At 61.2% G+C, this 15,690-nt stretch carries 15 protein-coding genes; 7 read left to right on the plus strand and 8 right to left on the minus strand.

The genetic code is table 11. From position 1 onward, the window contains the following. Window positions 1-229: 229 nt before the first annotated feature. Complete coding sequence (locus M0746_RS00765; RefSeq protein WP_258447932.1) at window positions 230-1,150, minus strand: histone deacetylase family protein; 921 nt, start codon at window positions 1,148-1,150, stop codon at window positions 230-232. A gap of 94 nt (window positions 1,151-1,244) precedes the next feature. On the opposite strand from M0746_RS00765, the gene M0746_RS00770 reads away from it, so the two are divergent. The 3 genes from M0746_RS00770 to M0746_RS00780 all read left to right on the plus strand — a co-directional run bounded on the left by M0746_RS00770 (window position 1,245) and on the right by M0746_RS00780 (window position 3,383). After that, complete coding sequence (locus M0746_RS00770; protein ID WP_203419587.1) at window positions 1,245-1,814, plus strand: GNAT family N-acetyltransferase; 570 nt, start codon at window positions 1,245-1,247, stop codon at window positions 1,812-1,814. 109 nt (window positions 1,815-1,923) lie between these two features. Then, complete coding sequence (gene tesB / locus M0746_RS00775; protein WP_208939671.1) at window positions 1,924-2,793, plus strand: acyl-CoA thioesterase II; 870 nt, start codon at window positions 1,924-1,926, stop codon at window positions 2,791-2,793. Further along, a complete protein-coding gene (locus M0746_RS00780; RefSeq protein WP_258447933.1) occupies window positions 2,790-3,383 on the plus strand; it encodes an HAD family hydrolase in 594 nt (197 codons plus the stop codon). The genes tesB and M0746_RS00780 overlap by 4 nt, the downstream gene beginning before the upstream one ends. A gap of 114 nt (window positions 3,384-3,497) precedes the next feature. Here the strand turns inward: M0746_RS00780 and M0746_RS00785 are convergent, their stop codons facing one another. Then, window positions 3,498-4,451, minus strand: a complete 954-nt coding sequence (locus M0746_RS00785; RefSeq protein WP_258447934.1) for an alpha/beta fold hydrolase — start codon at window positions 4,449-4,451, stop codon at window positions 3,498-3,500. After that, a complete protein-coding gene (gene ypfJ / locus M0746_RS00790; protein ID WP_258447935.1) occupies window positions 4,452-5,336 on the minus strand; it encodes a KPN_02809 family neutral zinc metallopeptidase in 885 nt (294 codons plus the stop codon). 370 nt (window positions 5,337-5,706) lie between these two features. Here ypfJ and M0746_RS00795 point away from each other — a divergent pair, with 370 nt between their 5' ends. After that, window positions 5,707-6,585, plus strand: coding sequence for a DMT family transporter (locus tag M0746_RS00795; protein ID WP_208939675.1), 879 nt, complete (start codon window positions 5,707-5,709; stop codon window positions 6,583-6,585). A 143-nt stretch (window positions 6,586-6,728) separates the two neighbouring features. Here the strand turns inward: M0746_RS00795 and M0746_RS00800 are convergent, their stop codons facing one another. Next, a complete protein-coding gene (locus M0746_RS00800) occupies window positions 6,729-8,066 on the minus strand; it encodes an MFS transporter (protein ID WP_093098117.1) in 1,338 nt (445 codons plus the stop codon). 272 nt (window positions 8,067-8,338) lie between these two features. Here M0746_RS00800 and quiC point away from each other — a divergent pair, with 272 nt between their 5' ends. Beyond that, window positions 8,339-10,240 (plus strand): 3-dehydroshikimate dehydratase QuiC, encoded by a 1,902-nt coding sequence (quiC, locus tag M0746_RS00805; protein ID WP_258447936.1) that lies wholly within the window; start codon window positions 8,339-8,341, stop codon window positions 10,238-10,240. 101 nt (window positions 10,241-10,341) lie between these two features. After that, window positions 10,342-11,019 carry a TetR/AcrR family transcriptional regulator gene (locus M0746_RS00810; protein ID WP_208939678.1) on the plus strand — a complete coding sequence of 226 codons (678 nt, stop codon included), beginning with the start codon at window positions 10,342-10,344 and terminating at the stop codon, window positions 11,017-11,019. A gap of 119 nt (window positions 11,020-11,138) precedes the next feature. On the opposite strand, the gene M0746_RS00815 is transcribed toward M0746_RS00810, so the two are convergent. From M0746_RS00815 to M0746_RS00830, 4 genes are all read right to left on the minus strand, one after another. Then, window positions 11,139-11,993: a shikimate dehydrogenase gene (locus M0746_RS00815; protein WP_258447937.1), complete on the minus strand. Its 855-nt coding sequence runs from the start codon at window positions 11,991-11,993 to the stop codon at window positions 11,139-11,141. Next, window positions 11,980-12,438 carry a type II 3-dehydroquinate dehydratase gene (aroQ, locus tag M0746_RS00820; protein ID WP_093098129.1) on the minus strand — a complete coding sequence of 153 codons (459 nt, stop codon included), beginning with the start codon at window positions 12,436-12,438 and terminating at the stop codon, window positions 11,980-11,982. The genes M0746_RS00815 and aroQ overlap by 14 nt, the downstream gene beginning before the upstream one ends. 194 nt (window positions 12,439-12,632) lie before the next feature. Then, window positions 12,633-13,712 (minus strand): tRNA (uridine(54)-C5)-methyltransferase TrmA, encoded by a 1,080-nt coding sequence (gene trmA, locus M0746_RS00825; protein ID WP_203419580.1) that lies wholly within the window; start codon window positions 13,710-13,712, stop codon window positions 12,633-12,635. After that, window positions 13,709-15,004 carry an NCS2 family permease gene (locus M0746_RS00830; RefSeq protein WP_090286510.1) on the minus strand — a complete coding sequence of 432 codons (1,296 nt, stop codon included), beginning with the start codon at window positions 15,002-15,004 and terminating at the stop codon, window positions 13,709-13,711. Before M0746_RS00830 ends, trmA begins: the two co-directional genes overlap by 4 nt. Window positions 15,005-15,226: 222 nt before the next feature. Between M0746_RS00830 and M0746_RS00835 the strand changes: the two genes are divergently transcribed. After that, the gene (locus M0746_RS00835; protein WP_258447938.1) at window positions 15,227-15,676 is read left to right on the plus strand and encodes a YolA family protein; all 450 of its coding nucleotides are present in this window, start codon (window positions 15,227-15,229) and stop codon (window positions 15,674-15,676) included. Window positions 15,677-15,690: the final 14 nt, after the last annotated feature.

Here is a 15,690-nt window from a genome sequence, read left to right on the forward strand (position 1 = left end):
AGCCCATGTGGGAGCGAGCCTGCTCGCGAAGGCGGTGGGTCAGTCAATTTGATGTTGGATGTGCGGACGCTTTCGCGAGCAGGCTCGCTCCCACAGGTTCAGTGGTGAATTCCAGGCTGATCAAAAAACAAACAGTGCGCTGTACGCCACGCCCCATATGGCCTGCAGTCCCTTTCACTCAGGTTATCCACAGGCAGTTCCACAGCGATTGTGGGTAACGCAGCACACCTCAGTGACAACCGTGTGAATCCCACACCCGTTGTGCGCTGTGGTGGAGGATGCCGTGGCGGCGGGCGAGGGCGTGGCGGTCCTTGCTGTAGCCACCGCCGATCACACCCACCACCGGTATGTCGCGGCCCAGGCAATGGCGCATCACGCTCTTATCGCGGGCGGCCACGCCTTCGTCGGTCAGTTGCAGATAGCCGAGGGCGTCGTCCTTGTGCACATCGACACCGGCGTCGTAGAGCACCAGATCCGGTTGATACAACGGCAACAGGTAATTGAGCGTGTCATCGACCACCTGCAGATAATCGGCATCGCCCATGCCCTTGGGCAGCGGAATATCCCAATCGCTGTCGGCCTTGCGTGCAGGAAAATTCTTCTCGCAGTGCAGGGAAACGGTAACCGCCTCCGGTGTGTCATGAAGAATCCGCGCCGTGCCGTCGCCCTGATGCACGTCGCAATCGAAGATCAGCACGCGATTGACCCGGCCGCTTTGCAGCAGGTACTGGCTGATGATCGCCAGGTCATTAAAGATGCAGAAACCCGCCGGATAATCGTAATGCGCGTGATGGGTGCCGCCCGCCAGGTGGCAGGCCAGGCCATGCTCCAACGCTTTCTCCGCCGCGAGGATCGAACCGCCGACCGCGCGCACCGTGCGCCGCGCCAGGGCCTCGTTCCAGGGCAGGCCGAGACGCCGTTGGTCTTCGCGGGACAACTCGCCGCTCATGTAGCGTTCGATATAGCTGCGGTCATGGGCGAGGGCGAGGATGTCGTTGGGGCAGATCTGCGGTCGCAGCAGATCGGCATCGCGGGTCAGGCCTGTGTCGACCAGGTGATCGCGCAGCAGACGGAACTTGTCCATCGGGAAGCGGTGATCCGCCGGGAACTCGGGGCTGTAGTCTTCGTGGTAGATCAGCGGCAAAGGCATGGTGATGTCTGATATTGGCGGGTCATTGGAATTCGGCGCAGCGCTGACGATCCTACCAGCGATGTAGACTGGCGGCATGGAAATGGAGAAGACGATGGAGCCAATACTGGAACTGCAAAGCGCACGCTTGCTGATGCGACAGTGGCAGGACGAGGATTTGCCGGCGTTCGCGGCGATGTGTGCTGATCCGCAGGTGATGCGCTACTTTCCGGCACCCTTGACCCGGCTGGAAAGCGCGGCGGTGATCGGGCGCATACGCGGGCATTTTTCCGAACATGGCTTTGGGTTGTGGGCGCTGGAGCGCAAGGATACCGGCGAATTCATCGGTTTCACCGGGCTTGGGGTGGTCGGCTTTGACGCGCCGTTCACCCCGGCCGTGGAAATCGGCTGGCGCCTGGCCAAGGAACATTGGGGCCTGGGTTATGCCAGTGAAGCGGCGTGGACCGCGTTGCGTGCCGGTTTCGACCAACTGAAGCTGGAAGAAATCGTCTCGTTCACTGCGCAAAGCAATCTGCCCTCGGAGAAGGTCATGCAGGCGATCGGCATGCACCACGATCCGCAGGATGACTTCGATCACCCCAAGCTTGCCGCCGACCATCCGTTGCGTCGGCATGTGCTGTACCGCATCAGCCGCGAACAATGGTTGCAAACCTTGCATGAATAAGCCGACACGGACGTTTACAATGGCCGCCAAATCATTGGCCCGCGCCAGAATCTGAATCGGCCGCCGCAGCCAAGACTGCGCGGCACTGCTTTGTGTGAGGAGAGTCTGAATGAGCCAAGTGTTGGAAGATCTGGTCGACTTGCTGACCCTGGAACCGATCGAAGAAAACCTTTTCCGTGGCCGCAGCCAGGATCTGGGTTTCCGTCAGTTGTTCGGTGGTCAGGTGCTCGGCCAGTCGCTGTCGGCGGCCAGTCAGACCGTTGAAGAAGCGCGGCATGTGCATTCGATGCACGGCTATTTCCTGCGCCCCGGCGACGCCAAGTTGCCGGTGGTGTACTCGGTCGATCGCGTGCGCGATGGCGGCAGCTTCAGCACGCGCCGCGTCACGGCGATCCAGAAGGGCCACCCGATTTTCACCTGCAGCGCTTCGTTCCAGTACGACGAAAAAGGCTTCGAGCACCAGAGCCAGATGCCTGTGGTGGTCGGCCCGGAGAACCTGCCCTCGGAGCTGGAACTGACCCAGCAACGCGCGCACCTGATTCCCGAGCACATGCGTGAAAAACTGCTCTGCCCGAAACCGATCGAAGTGCGCCCGGTCACCGAAAAAGACCCGTACAACCCGCAACCGGCCGATCCGGTCAAATATGTCTGGTTCCGTGCCGATGGCGCCCTGGCCGACATTCCCGCACTGCACAAATACCTGCTGGCCTACGCCTCGGACTTCGGCCTGCTGACCACCTCGATGCTGCCCCACGGCAAATCGGTGTGGCAGAAGGACATGCAGGTCGCCAGCCTCGATCACGCGCTGTGGTTCCACAACGACCTGCGCGCCGATGACTGGTTGCTCTACGCCATGGACAGCCCATGGGCCGGCAATTCCCGTGGTTTCTCTCGCGGCAGCGTGTACAACCGCGCCGGGCAACTGGTTGCCTCGGTGACGCAGGAAGGCCTTATCCGCCATCGCCAGGATTGGGCATGAGCCTGGCCGAGGTGCGTCATTGGGTGTTCGACATGGACGGCACCCTGACCGTGGCCGTGCATGACTTCGCCGCGATTCGCGTAGCGCTGGCAATTGCGCCGGAGGACGACATCCTCACCCACCTCGCCGCGTTGCCTGCCGCTGAAGCAGCGGCGAAACATGCGTGGCTGCTCGAGCATGAGCGCGATCTGGCGCTGGGTTCGACCCCGGCCACCGGCGCGGTGGAGCTGGTGCGCGAACTGCACGCACGCGGCTATCGCCTCGGCATCCTCACCCGCAACGCGCGGGAGCTGGCGCATGTAACGCTGGAGGCGATCGGTCTGGCCGACTGCTTCAAGGTCGAGGACGTCTTGGGCCGCGATGAAGCGCCGCCAAAACCGCACCCTGGTGGCTTGCTGAAACTGGCGCAGGCCTGGGATGTGCCGGCCAGTCAAATGGTCATGGTCGGTGATTACCGCTTCGATCTCGATTGCGGACGAGCGGCGGGAGCGCGCACAGTGCTGGTCAATCTGCCGGATAACCCGTGGCCGGAATTGACCGATTGGCATGCCCGCGATTGTGTGGAGTTGCGGCGGATGCTTCAGGCCTGAGCCCTTCATTGACTGACTGGGCGCTTTCGCGAGCAGGCTCGCTCCCACAGTTGAAATGCATTCCCCTGTGGGAGCGAGCCTGCTCGCGAAGGGGGCGGCCCTTTCAGCAAAAACTCACTGATCGAACAACGCCTTCTGCCCCTCCGCCGAGGTCAGCATCTCATCGCCGTTATGCCCGACCCCAGGCACTTCAACCAGCCGCTGGTTGACGCCTTCCGGATGCCGACGCAGCAAATACCCGAAATACAATTTCCCGCGCATCAACCGATAAGCGCCTTGCGCCTCGGCGGCGCAGCTCTTGTCCAGTGCCGGGTGCTCGGGGTCGGTGTCCTGCTGCCCGAGCAGATAAATCACCTCGCGTTTGACGTATCGGCTTTCCACCTGTAACGGCGTTTGCCCGCCGGCGTACACCGGCATGTCGGCCAGGCCGTATTTCCAGCGATTGAAGCCCGGACACGCAGCGTGATCGAACGCCACCGGGCGCTGCTCGTTGAAATAGGCGTAGGAAGAAGGATTGGCAACGACGTAGCGCAAGCGGATGCCGTTGGTTTTCAGCGCCGGCTGATCCTTGGCGAGCAAGGCGTAACGCTGCACCACCTGAGCGCCGCCGGAGTGGCCGAAGATCACCACCTGCTTCACATCGGGAAACTGCTTGCGATCACTGACGCGTGCAACGATTTCATCGAGGGCCGCGTAAGAACTCAACGGATTCGGCCCGATCGACAAGCCGCCGCCCATCCAGTCGTTACCCTGCCAGCGCAGTAGTGTCTCGGGCAGCGAGTACAGGGCAACGTCGCTTTCATTGAGAAACTGCGGCGCGATCACCAGCGTGTGGCTGCTTTGCCCGGCCAGTTCGGTGGCGCTTTCGGCGCTCTTGCGGTAGGTCTCGGCGTTACGCAAACGACCGTGGACCACGATCACCACGCGCTCGATTTTCTCAGGCGCCGGGCCGATGCCCACCGCCATTTCCCCGGCCTTGAATTGCAAGCGACCGGGGCTGATCGCGTCGACACCCGCTGCTTGCGCAGTGCCAGCAACGATCAGTAACGCCAAAAGCCATTTATGCATTTACAGGTTTTTCGCCGCGAAGGTGTCGCACTGGCCGACCTGGCCCTGCGCGAATCCGGTTTTGAACCAGCGCACCCTTTGCGCCGACGTGCCGTGGGTAAACGAGTCTGGCACCACACGGCCCTGACCCTGTTGTTGCAGGCGATCATCACCGATCGCATTGGCCGCGTTCAAGGCCTCTTCAATGTCGCCGGGTTCCAGCCAGTTGAGGCGTTTCTGCGCGCTGTAGGCCCAGACACCGGCGAGGCAGTCGGCCTGCAGTTCCTGCCGCACCAGCAGGCCGCCATCACCTTCCATTTGCCGACCTTGCTGGCGCGCGGTCTGCATTTTCGCCGAGACGCCGAGCAGCGTCTGCACGTGGTGGCCAACTTCGTGCGCGATCACGTAGGCCTGGGCGAAGTCGCCGGCAGCTTTGAAGCGTTGCGACATTTCCTGGAAAAACGCCATGTCCAGATAGACTTTCTGGTCGGCGGGGCAATAAAACGGGCCGCTGGCCGAAGTCGCCATGCCGCAGGCGGAGTTCACTCGATTGCTGAACAGCACCAGGGTCGGGTCTTTGTACTGCCGACCGGCCTGCTGGAAAATCGCGCCCCAGGTGTCTTCGGTGTCGCCAAGGATCGAACGGACGAATTCGGCTTGCTCATCGTTGGCCGGCGGTGCCTGACGGGTCTGCGAGGTGGGCGCCGACTGCTCCATTTGCCCGGTCAACTGGCCGAGAATCTGCAACGGGTCCTGGCCGGTGATCCAGCCGATGCCGACGATCAACAGGATCGCCCCCAGGCTCAGGCCTTTGCCGCCGCCAAAACGCATACCGCCGCCACCGCCTGAGTCATCACCCCGGGCATCGACGACGTTGTCACTGCGTCGGCCTTTTTTCCATAGCATGTGGGAATCCTCTTTACGGGTGATGAATCAGATGGTGATGAGTGTTGCCGCTGTGTGAGTGTGGCGCCAGTCCGGTCGTCCGTCCATTCACAAGCGCCCGCGTCGGGCGGCTTGTTATTGACGGTCGGCAGGTCCGCAAATTCAATCCACTGCAGAATTTCTCCGGGCATTTTCGTGAACTGGCACTGTAGACAGCAGTCTGTGATGGGGCGGGCCCGCTGTAGCCGACATGGCCGGAATCTTGCCTCACACTTTTGCTCAACGGCGGATTCCCGGCGTGGATTTTTCTGGCTCGGTTCGGCTTGCTGAAAGCTCGGCCAGCTATGATTGCCGAAGCCGATCGCCACCGTATTGTTTTCAGAGATTGCCAATGACCGTCAGCACTCCGCTCTCCGGCGTCAACCAGCCCTTCAAGGGGATCCTGCTGATTGTCGTGGCGACGTTTCTGTTTTCCAGCCACGACGCGTTGTCGAAATATCTCTCCGGTTTCTATCCGATCGTGATGGTGGTGTGGGCGCGTTATGTCGTACACACCTTATTGATGGCAGGGATTTTTCTGCCGCAATCCGGGTTGCGCGTGCTGCGTACCAAAAAGCCGCTATGGCAACTGGCACGCGCGCTGTGCCTGCTCGGCACCAGTCTGTTTTTCACCACGGCGCTGCTTTACATCCCGTTGGCGGAAGCCACGGCAGTCAACTTTCTTGCACCGGTATTGGTCACGGCGTTGTCGGTGCCACTGCTCAAAGAACGGGTCACGCGCGGGCAGTGGATCGCGGTGATCTGCGGTTTTATCGGCGTGCTGATCATCGTCCATCCCGGCGGTGAATTGTTCACTCCAGCGATCTTGCTGCCGTTCTGCTCGGCGCTGTTCTTCTGCTTCTATCAGTTGCTGACGCGCAAGCTCGCCGAAGTCGACAGCCCGACCACCAGCAACTTTTTCGCCGGGTTGTGCAACACCCTGGTGATGAGTGCGCTGGTGCCGTTCTTCTGGCAGGTCCCGACGCTGACGCATGCCGCGCTGATGCTGGCGCTGGGCAGTTGCGGGATGACTGCGCACCTGTTTCTCACCCAGGCATTCCGGCATGCCGCACCGGCATTGCTGGCACCGTTCGGTTATTGCCAGATCGTGTTTGCCGGGTTGCTGGGCTGGTTGCTGTTCAGTCACACGCCGAGTTTGCTGACGATCGTTGGCATCGCGGTGATCTGTTGCAGCGGGCTGGCGGCAGCGTGGCAGCAGAGCCGCCGCTGAAGAAACCGACATACCCTTGTGGGAGCGAGCCTGCTCGCGAAGACGGTGAGTCAGTCAACATTGATGCTGAATGAAAGTCCGCATTCGCGAGCAGGCTCGCTCCCACAGAAGGGGTTTGCACAGTGGGATTTGTGCCGGCAGGATTACTCGGTGACAGTCGGAATCTTGCGCGGTGCCATGAAGTACATCCACGTCAGCGCAAGGAAATACATCGCCGGAATCAGGGTGAACAACACGGTGTAGTTGTTGTTGGTGACGGTGAGGATGTGCCCGACGATCTGGGTCATGAACATGCCGCCGATGGCCGCGCACATGCCGCCGAAACCGAATACCGTGCTCATCATGTGCTTGGGCGTGTAGTCCATCACCAGGCTCCAGATGTTCGCGGTCCAGGCCTGGTGCGCACCGATCGCCAGCGAGATCGCCGCCACTGCTACCCAAAGATTGGCCGAACCGGCAGCCATGACCACGCCGATGATGCAGCAGGCGAACAGCAACATCGACAGCAGCCGCGCCTTGATCGAGTTCATTCCGCGACCGATCAGGAACGACGAGAGAATGCCGCCGCCGACACTGCCGAAGTCGGCCGTGACGTAGATGATGATCAGCGGAATGCCCATCTGTGTGACGTTGATGCCCAGGTTGTATTGCTGATTAAGAAACGGCGGCAGCCAGTACAGGTAGAACCAGAACACCGGTGCGGTCAGCGAGTAGGCGAGGGCGAAGGCCCAGGTGCCGCGCATCCGCAGGATTTTCGAGAATGGCACGCGGGCCTGTTCCGGTTCGACTTCCTGCTGGATGTAGTCCAGCTCCGACTGTTTAACGCTCGGGTGATCTTCCGGGTTGAAATACTTCAAACCCCAGAACAGCAGCCAGATTCCGCCCAGTGCCGCCATGCACAGGAACGCCGCCTGCCAGCCCCAGACGTGCAGCACCAGCGGCAGCAGCATCGGCGTGAACATCGCGCCGACGTTGGTGCCGGCGTTGAAGATGCCGGTAGCGACTGCGCGCTCGCCGGCCGGGAACCACAGGCGTGTGGTTTTCACGCAGGCCGGGTAGTTCGCCGCTTCGGTCAGGCCGAGGATGAACCGGCAGACCATGAAGCCGACCGCCGACGTCGCCAGGCCGTGGGCGCCGGTGGCCAGGCTCCACAGCAGCACCGCGCAGAAGAACACGCGCTTGACGCCAACGCGGTCGATCAAGCGACCTTGCAGGACGAAACCGATTGCGTAGCCGACCTGGAACCAGAAGTTGATGTTGGCGTAATCCATCGCCGTCCAGCTCATTTCCTTGGCGAGGATCGGCTGCATGACGCCGAGGGCGGCGCGGTCGATGTAGTTCAGGGTGGTGGCGAAAAACACCAGCGCCAGCATGCCCCAGCGGGTCTTGCCGACGGCCATGGCGCCGCGGATCTTGTCGCCGATGCCACCCGTGGCAGTGCTCATGGCCGGGGCCATGCGGGAAGTCTGTGAAGGAATCATGTGTTCCACCCGTTTTTGGATTTGTTATTTGGTGTGCTTTTGCTTGCACGCTGCGACCGGCGGTTCAGGTCCGGACTCAATGTGCGGTCGATGTTGGGCAGTGGACAAAAAATCGTCAATTCGCCAAACCGCCATTGTGTTCGATAATCGCACGCAAAACTAACCGGGTAGTACACTTTAAATTGCTGTCGGAATGGATGCAGCCAATAATTTGCTCATCCTATAAAAGCGGCGCGGCTCACGCAGCCGCCGTCTCCAACGGGAGTTCAAACATGCAGCGTTCCATTGCCACCGTTTCCTTGAGCGGCACCCTGCCAGAAAAACTCGAAGCCATCGCCGCCGCCGGGTTCGACGGGGTGGAGATTTTCGAAAACGACCTCCTGTACTACGACGGCAGCCCCCGTGAAATCAAGCAGATGTGTGCTGACCTCGGCATCGCCATCACACTGTTTCAGCCGTTTCGTGATTTCGAAGGCTGCCGCCGTGACCGGCTGGCGCGCAATCTGGAACGCGCCGAGCGCAAGTTCGACCTGATGCAGGAACTCGGTACCGATCTGGTGCTGGTGTGCAGCAACGCCGCGGCCGACAGCGTCGGTGATCAGCAGATCCTTGTCGATGACCTGCGCCTGCTGGCCGAACGGGCCGGCGCGCGGGGTTTGCGCATCGGTTACGAAGCGCTGGCCTGGGGCCGCCACGTCAACACTTATCAACAGGTCTGGGACATCGTGCGTCAGGCCAATCACCCGAGCCTGGGCGTGCTGCTCGACAGCTTCCACACCTTGTCGCTCAAGGGCGATCCAGCGGCGATCGCCGAAATTCCCGGCGACAAGATCTTCTTCGTGCAAATGGCCGACGCGCCGATCCTGCAGATGGACGTGCTGGAGTGGAGCCGGCATTTCCGCTGCTTCCCGGGGCAGGGCGAATTCGATCTGCCGGGCTTCCTCGCACCGATCATCCAGAGCGGCTACAGCGGGCCACTGTCGCTGGAAATCTTCAATGACGGCTTCCGCGCCGCACCGCCACGGGCCAATGCCGCCGACGGTCTGCGCTCGCTGCTGTATCTGGAAGAGAAGACCCGCCAGCGTCTCGAGCAGCAAGCCGAACCCGTGGCCAATCGCGAGATTCTGTTCGAAACGCCGAAGGCCAGCGAGTACAACGGCATCGAGTTTCTCGAATTCGCCGTTGACGAGGCGCTGGGCGCCAAGCTCAGCCATTGGCTGGAGCGCCTCGGTTTCGTCAAGGCCGGGCAGCATCGTTCCAAGAGCGTCAGCCTGCTGCGTCAGGGCGATATCAACCTGATTCTCAACTCCGAACCCTATTCTTTCGCCCACAGCTTCTTTGAAGCTCATGGCCCGTCGCTGTGCGCCACGGCGGTACGAGTCAAGGACAGCGCCAGTGCGCTGGCCCGTGCCGTTGCCTATAAAGGCCAGCCCTATCGCGGGCTGGTCGGCCCCAACGAACTGGAACTGGCGGCGGTGCGTGCGCCGGATGGCAGTCTGATTTATCTGGTGGATGAAGAGGCGGACGTCTACGGCACCGATTTCAATCTGCTCCCCGACGCGCAGGCCCGTGGCGGTCTCAAGCGCATCGATCACATGGCCATGGCGCTTCCCGCCGACAGCCTCGACAGCTGGGTGCTGTTCTATAAAAGCCTGCTGGACTTCGAGGCCGATGACGAAGTGGTCTTGCCTGACCCTTACGGCCTGGTGAAGAGCCGCGCCTTGCGCAGCCGCGACAGTTCGATCCGCTTGCCGCTGAACATTTCCGAGAACCGAAACACCGCGATCTCCCATGCGCTGTCGAGTTATCGCGGTTCTGGCGTACATCACATTGCCTTCGATTGTGATGACATCTTCGCCGAAGTCAGTCGCGCCAAAGAGGCGGGCGTGCCGTTGCTGGACATTCCGCTCAACTATTACGACGACCTCGCCGCGCGTTTCGATTTCGATGACGAGTTTCTCAGCGAGCTGGCGTACTTCAATGTGCTGTACGACCGCGATGCACAGGGCGGCGAACTGTTTCACGTCTACACCGAACCGTTCGAGGGACGGTTCTTCTTCGAGATCATCCAGCGCAAGAACGGTTATGCCGGTTATGGCGCAGCCAACGTCGCTGTGCGTTTGGCGGCGATGGCTAAGTCACGCAGCGGCGCTGTACGCCAGGCGAAGTTGTAGGAAATTCGTAAATGCGGTGTTAAACGCAGGCTGCGCGGCTTCCTTCACTGTGTCGCGCGGCCCATAATCGGCGCTTGTGCAGTGATGGCCGTGAGCCCGCAATGACCGTGAATTCAGAACTGTCCGTCGCCCCGGACGCAGCCGCCGCAGAGCCGCGCAAGGGCCGCAAGAACAATCCGGAAAAGACCCGCGAGAACATTTTGCAGGAGGCGATCGTCGAGTTCGTCCAGCAAGGCCTGTCCGGTGCGCGCGTCGACGCGATCGCCGAACGCATCCACACGTCCAAGCGCATGATCTATTACTACTTCGGCAGCAAGGAGCAGTTGTACGTCGAGGTGCTGGAAAAGCTCTACGGCGACATTCGCAGCACCGAAAACCGCCTGCACCTGGACGAGCTGCCGCCGGAAATGGCGATCCGCCGATTGGTGGAATTCACTTTCGATCACCATGATCACAACGTCGATTTCGTGCGCATCGTCAGCATCGAAAATATCCACAACGCCGAATACGTGAAACGCTCCGATGCGATCAAGGCGTTGAACAATACGATCCTCGATACCCTCGGCGCGATCTTGCAGCGCGGCGCTGACGAAGGGCTGTTCCGCCGCGGGATCAATGCGCTGGATGTGCATCTGCTGATCAGTTCGTTCTGCTTCTATCGCGTCTCGAACCGCCATACGCTGGGCGAAATTTTCCAGATCGACTTGCCCGATCCGCAGATCAAACAGCGCCACCGCGAGATGATTTGCGAGTCGGTGTTGCGTTATCTGCAGGCCTGACGCGATTCCCCTTGTGGGAGCGAGCCTGCTCGCGAAAGCGCTGCGTCAGTCGCCGGTTGATTGACTGGTCTTCGACGCCTTCGCGAGCAGGCTCGCTCCCACAGAAGCAGATTCGCTCTTCAGTTGTTCATGCTCTGAAAATGCGCCAGCATGCGCTGCGCATCCGCCGCCACGCCGCTGAACAGTTCAAACGCTTTTACTGCCTGAAACACCGCCATGTTGCCGCCGTCCAGCGTGCGGCAACCGAGGGCGCGGGCGTTGCGCAGCAGTTCGGTTTCCAGCGGGAAGTACACAATCTCCGCCACCCACAGGTCCGCGCGCAGCAGCTCGACCGGTACCGGCATGCCCGGCAGTTTGGCCATGCCCATCGGCGTGGTGTTGACCAGGCCGTCGGCCAGACTCATGGCGCTCGGCAGATCACGCCCGGCCACCGCGCGACCGGCGCCGAAATGCTGATTGAGGTTGTGTGCCAGGCTCTCGGCGCGCTCGACGTCAACGTCGAAAATGCTCAGTTGCTGTACGCCTTCGCTCAATAGCGCGTGGGCCACCGCTGCGCCCGCCCCGCCAGCCCCCATCTGCACCACACGCTCACGCGGCGCGCCTTTCAGGCCCCGGCGAAAGCCTTCGGCAAAACCAAGGCAGTCGGTGTTGTGACCGACACGTTTGCCGTCCTTCAACACCACCGTATTCACCGCGCCGATTCCGCGCGCTTCCGGCGACAGTTCATCGAGCAGCGGAATAATGGCCTGTTTACACGGGAAGGTGATGTTCAGGCCGGTGTAGTTCATGCGCTCGGCAGCGAGCAGCAGATCGGGCAGGGCGTTGCTGTCGAGGTGCAGTTCATCGAGATCGATCAACCGGTACAGGTAACGCAAACCCTGTGCATCACCTTCGTGCTCATGCAGTGCCGGCGTACGCGAAGCTTGAATGCCGGCACCGATCAGCCCGGCGAGTACCGCGTTAGCGCGCGCCATGTTTCGCCCCTTGCAACCGCTGGCTGAAATGCTCCAGCGCCAAGCGGTAACCATGGCTGCCGAAACCGCACAGCACCGCCGTGGCAATCGCCGAGACGAACGAGTGATGGCGGAACGGTTCACGAGCATGCACGTTGGACAGGTGCACTTCGATCACTGGCAACTCACTGGCCACCAGCGCATCACGAATCGCCACCGACGTGTGCGTCCACGCGGCCGGGTTGATCACGATCCCGGCGCAACGGCCACGGGCAGCGTGAATCCAGTCGAGCAATTCGCCTTCATGATTGGTCTGGCGAAACTCCACGGTCAGACCGAATTCCTCGGCGGCACGTCCGCACAGCGCAGAAATGTCGGCCAGGGTTTCATGGCCATAAGTCGCCGGCTCACGGGTGCCGAGCAGGTTCAGGTTCGGGCCGTTGAGCACCAGAACGATAGGGGACATGGGGGCAGACTCCACTTATTGTTTTTAGCTTTGGCCGAGGGTTCCGGCCTGTGGAGATAAAATGTACTAGATGGTTACCATGGTCAATTGAACAAAAAAGACCCTTGGCGTTATGTGTTCGGTGATCGCACAAACAAACAGCACGCACAAAAAAGCCGTCAATCACGACGGCTTTTTCGTATCCGGCATCAGCATCACCGGCGGGTCAGCAATACACCCGATTCCATGTGATGGGTCCACGGGAACTGATCGAACAGCGCGCAACGGGTGATGCGGTGCGTGTCGTGCAGCTGGGCGATGTTGGCGGCCAGGGTTTCCGGGTTGCAGGAGATGTACAGGATGTTGTCGAAGCGCCGGGTCAGCTCGCAGGTGTCCGGGTCCATGCCGGCGCGTGGCGGGTCGACGAAGACGCTGCCGAATTCGTAGCTTTTCAGGTCGATGCCGTGCAGGCGACGGAATGGGCGCACTTCGTTGAGGGCTTCGGTCAGTTCCTCGGCGGACAAGCGCACCAGGGTGACGTTATCCACAGCGTTTTCGCTGAGGTTGCTCAACGCGGCGTTGACCGAGGTCTTGCTGATTTCGGTGGCCAATACTTTGCGCACACGGGTGGCGAGCGGCAGGGTGAAGTTGCCGTTGCCGCAGTACAACTCCAGCAGATCGTCAGGGCGATCGCCCAGCGCTTCGTACGCCCAGTTGAGCATCTTCTGGTTCACCGTGCCGTTGGGCTGGGTGAATGCGCCTTCCGGCTGACGGTAGCTGAAGGTGCGGCCGCCGACGTCGAGTTTTTCGACCACATAATCGAGGCCCAGCACTTCGCGTTTGCCCTTCGAACGACCGATGATGCTGACGCCCAGATCCGCCGACAGCTGCGTTGCTGCGGCATGCCAGTGCTCATCCAGCGGGCGGTGATAGCACAGGGTGATCATCGCATCGCCAGACAGCGTGGTGAGGAATTCCACCTGGAACAGCTTGTGGCTCAGCGCCGAGCTGGCCTGCCACGCGGCTTTCAGTTGTGGCATCAACTGGTTGATGCGCAGGCTGGCGATCGGGAATTCTTCGATGAGGATCGGTGTGCGTTTGTCGTCCTGGGAAAACATCGCGTAGTGCCGCTCACCGGCCTCGCGCCACAGACGGAATTCGGCGCGCAGACGGAAGTTCTGCAGCGGCGAATCGAATACCGCCGGCTCGGGAGCATCGAACGGTGCCAGCAGATCACGCAAACGCGTGACCTTGGCTTGGAGTTGTTCGGCGTAAGCCTGGGAATCGAAAGTCATGCGTTGAACCAACCCAACTTGATCACGAACAGAATCGACAGGATCACCAGTGCCGGGTTCAGCTCGCGAGCGCGGCCCGACAGCAGTTTGATCACGGTCCAGGAAATGAAGCCGAACGCGATGCCGTTGGCGATCGAGTAAGTGAACGGCATGGCCAGCGCGGTGACCACGACCGGCGCGGCGACGGTGATGTCGTCCCAGTCTATTTCCGCCAGGCCAGAAGTCATCAGCACAGCGACGAACAGCAGCGCCGGTGCGGTGGCGAATGCCGGAACGCTGGCCGCCAGCGGCGAGAAGAACAGCGCCAGCAGAAACAGGATCGCGACGACAATGGCGGTCAGACCTGTGCGGCCACCGGCACTCACGCCAGCGGCGGATTCGATGTAGCTGGTGGTGGTCGAGGTGCCCAGCAGCGAACCGGCCATGGCCGCGGTGCTGTCGGCGATCAGCGCACGGCCCATTTTCGGCATGTGGCCGTCCTTGCCCATCAGGCCGGCGCGCTTGGCGACGCCGATCAGGGTGCCGGAGTTGTCGAACAGGTCGACGAACAGGAAGGCGAAGATCACGCTGACCAGACCGATGTCCAGTGCGCCTTTGATGTCCAGTTGCAGGAAGGTCGGGGCCAGCGAGGGTGGCATCGAGGTGACGCCGCCGAACGGCGTGAAGCCCATGGCGATCGACACGATGGTCACCGCGAGGATACCGATCAGCACCGCGCCGCGCACTTTCAGTGCTTCAAGCCCGACGATCAGCGCGAAGCCGAGGGTCGCGAGGATCGGTGCCGGGGCTTTCAGGTCACCGAGGCCGACCATGGTCGCCGGATTGCTGACGACGATGCCGGCGTTGTGCAGGGCGATCAACGCGAGGAACAAGCCGATACCGGCCGCAATCGCCGAGCGCAATGGCAGCGGGATGCTGTTGATGATCCACTCACGGATGCGAAAGATCGACAGCAGGAAAAACAGCACGGCGGAGATGAACACCGCGCCCAGTGCCACTTGCCAGGTGTGGCCCATGTGCAGGACCACGGTGTAAGTGAAGAAGGCGTTCAGGCCCATGCCCGGTGCGAGGGCGATCGGGTAGTTGGCGATCAGGCCCATGACCGTCGAGCCGATGGCGGCCGCCAGACAGGTGGCAACGAACACCGCACCCTTGTCCATGCCGGTCTCGCCGAGAATGCTCGGGTTGACGAACAGAATGTAGGCCATGGCCAGAAACGTGGTGATGCCCGCGAGAATCTCGGTGCGCACGTTGGTGTTGTGTGCCTTGAGTTGAAACAGCCTTTCCAGCATGTCTGCTCCCCGTGGCGCGCGTGGCGCCGTGAATGTATCGACCTCAACAGCAAAGCACAGACCGTCGCAAGCGCCTGGAAAATTCTGCTGGGCCGGAAAAAGCCGCGCATCATACCAGCCGCGTGAGGAATTTGGCGGATGTTGGTGTCGATCGTCGGCGAAGTTTTGCGCAGCAAACAACTGCGCCATACTGCGCGCTGAATTTTTCCGGGTGAGCGACGCATGAGCAAGGGCTGGGTGGAAGGTTGGGGCTTGATGGCGGTGCTGATGGCTGTGGCTCCGATGACGTGGGCCGCTTCGGCGGCGGCGTTGACGCAGGTAAAAGTCATCAAGGTGCAATCGCCGAGCTGTGGTCTGGAGGACATCGCCGATAACCAGCCGCAGACTCAATGCAACCACAGTGGGCCGAGCATCAAGGTCTATGTGCTGGAAGTCGGTTACGGCCAGAACCAGCCGCACGCCACGCTGGACGGTTTCGAAGTCAACGGCAGCCGTGCTCCGGTATGTGCGTTCGATAACGGCAATCTGACCGAGTGCACGCCCGGGCGCAAAGCCGTCGGTTCGCTGTATACCTTCGATCTGGCCGGCAAGCAGGAAGGCACCTTCAGCTTCAGCAACACCTCGATCAACGCACCGCGCAATATGATGTCGACCCAGCTTTACATCAAGTAACGGCTGGCGCTGCG

The sequence above is a fragment of the Pseudomonas sp. S11P7 genome (genome assembly GCF_023195435.1).
Lineage (GTDB): Bacteria > Pseudomonadota > Gammaproteobacteria > Pseudomonadales > Pseudomonadaceae > Aquipseudomonas > Aquipseudomonas fluorescens_G.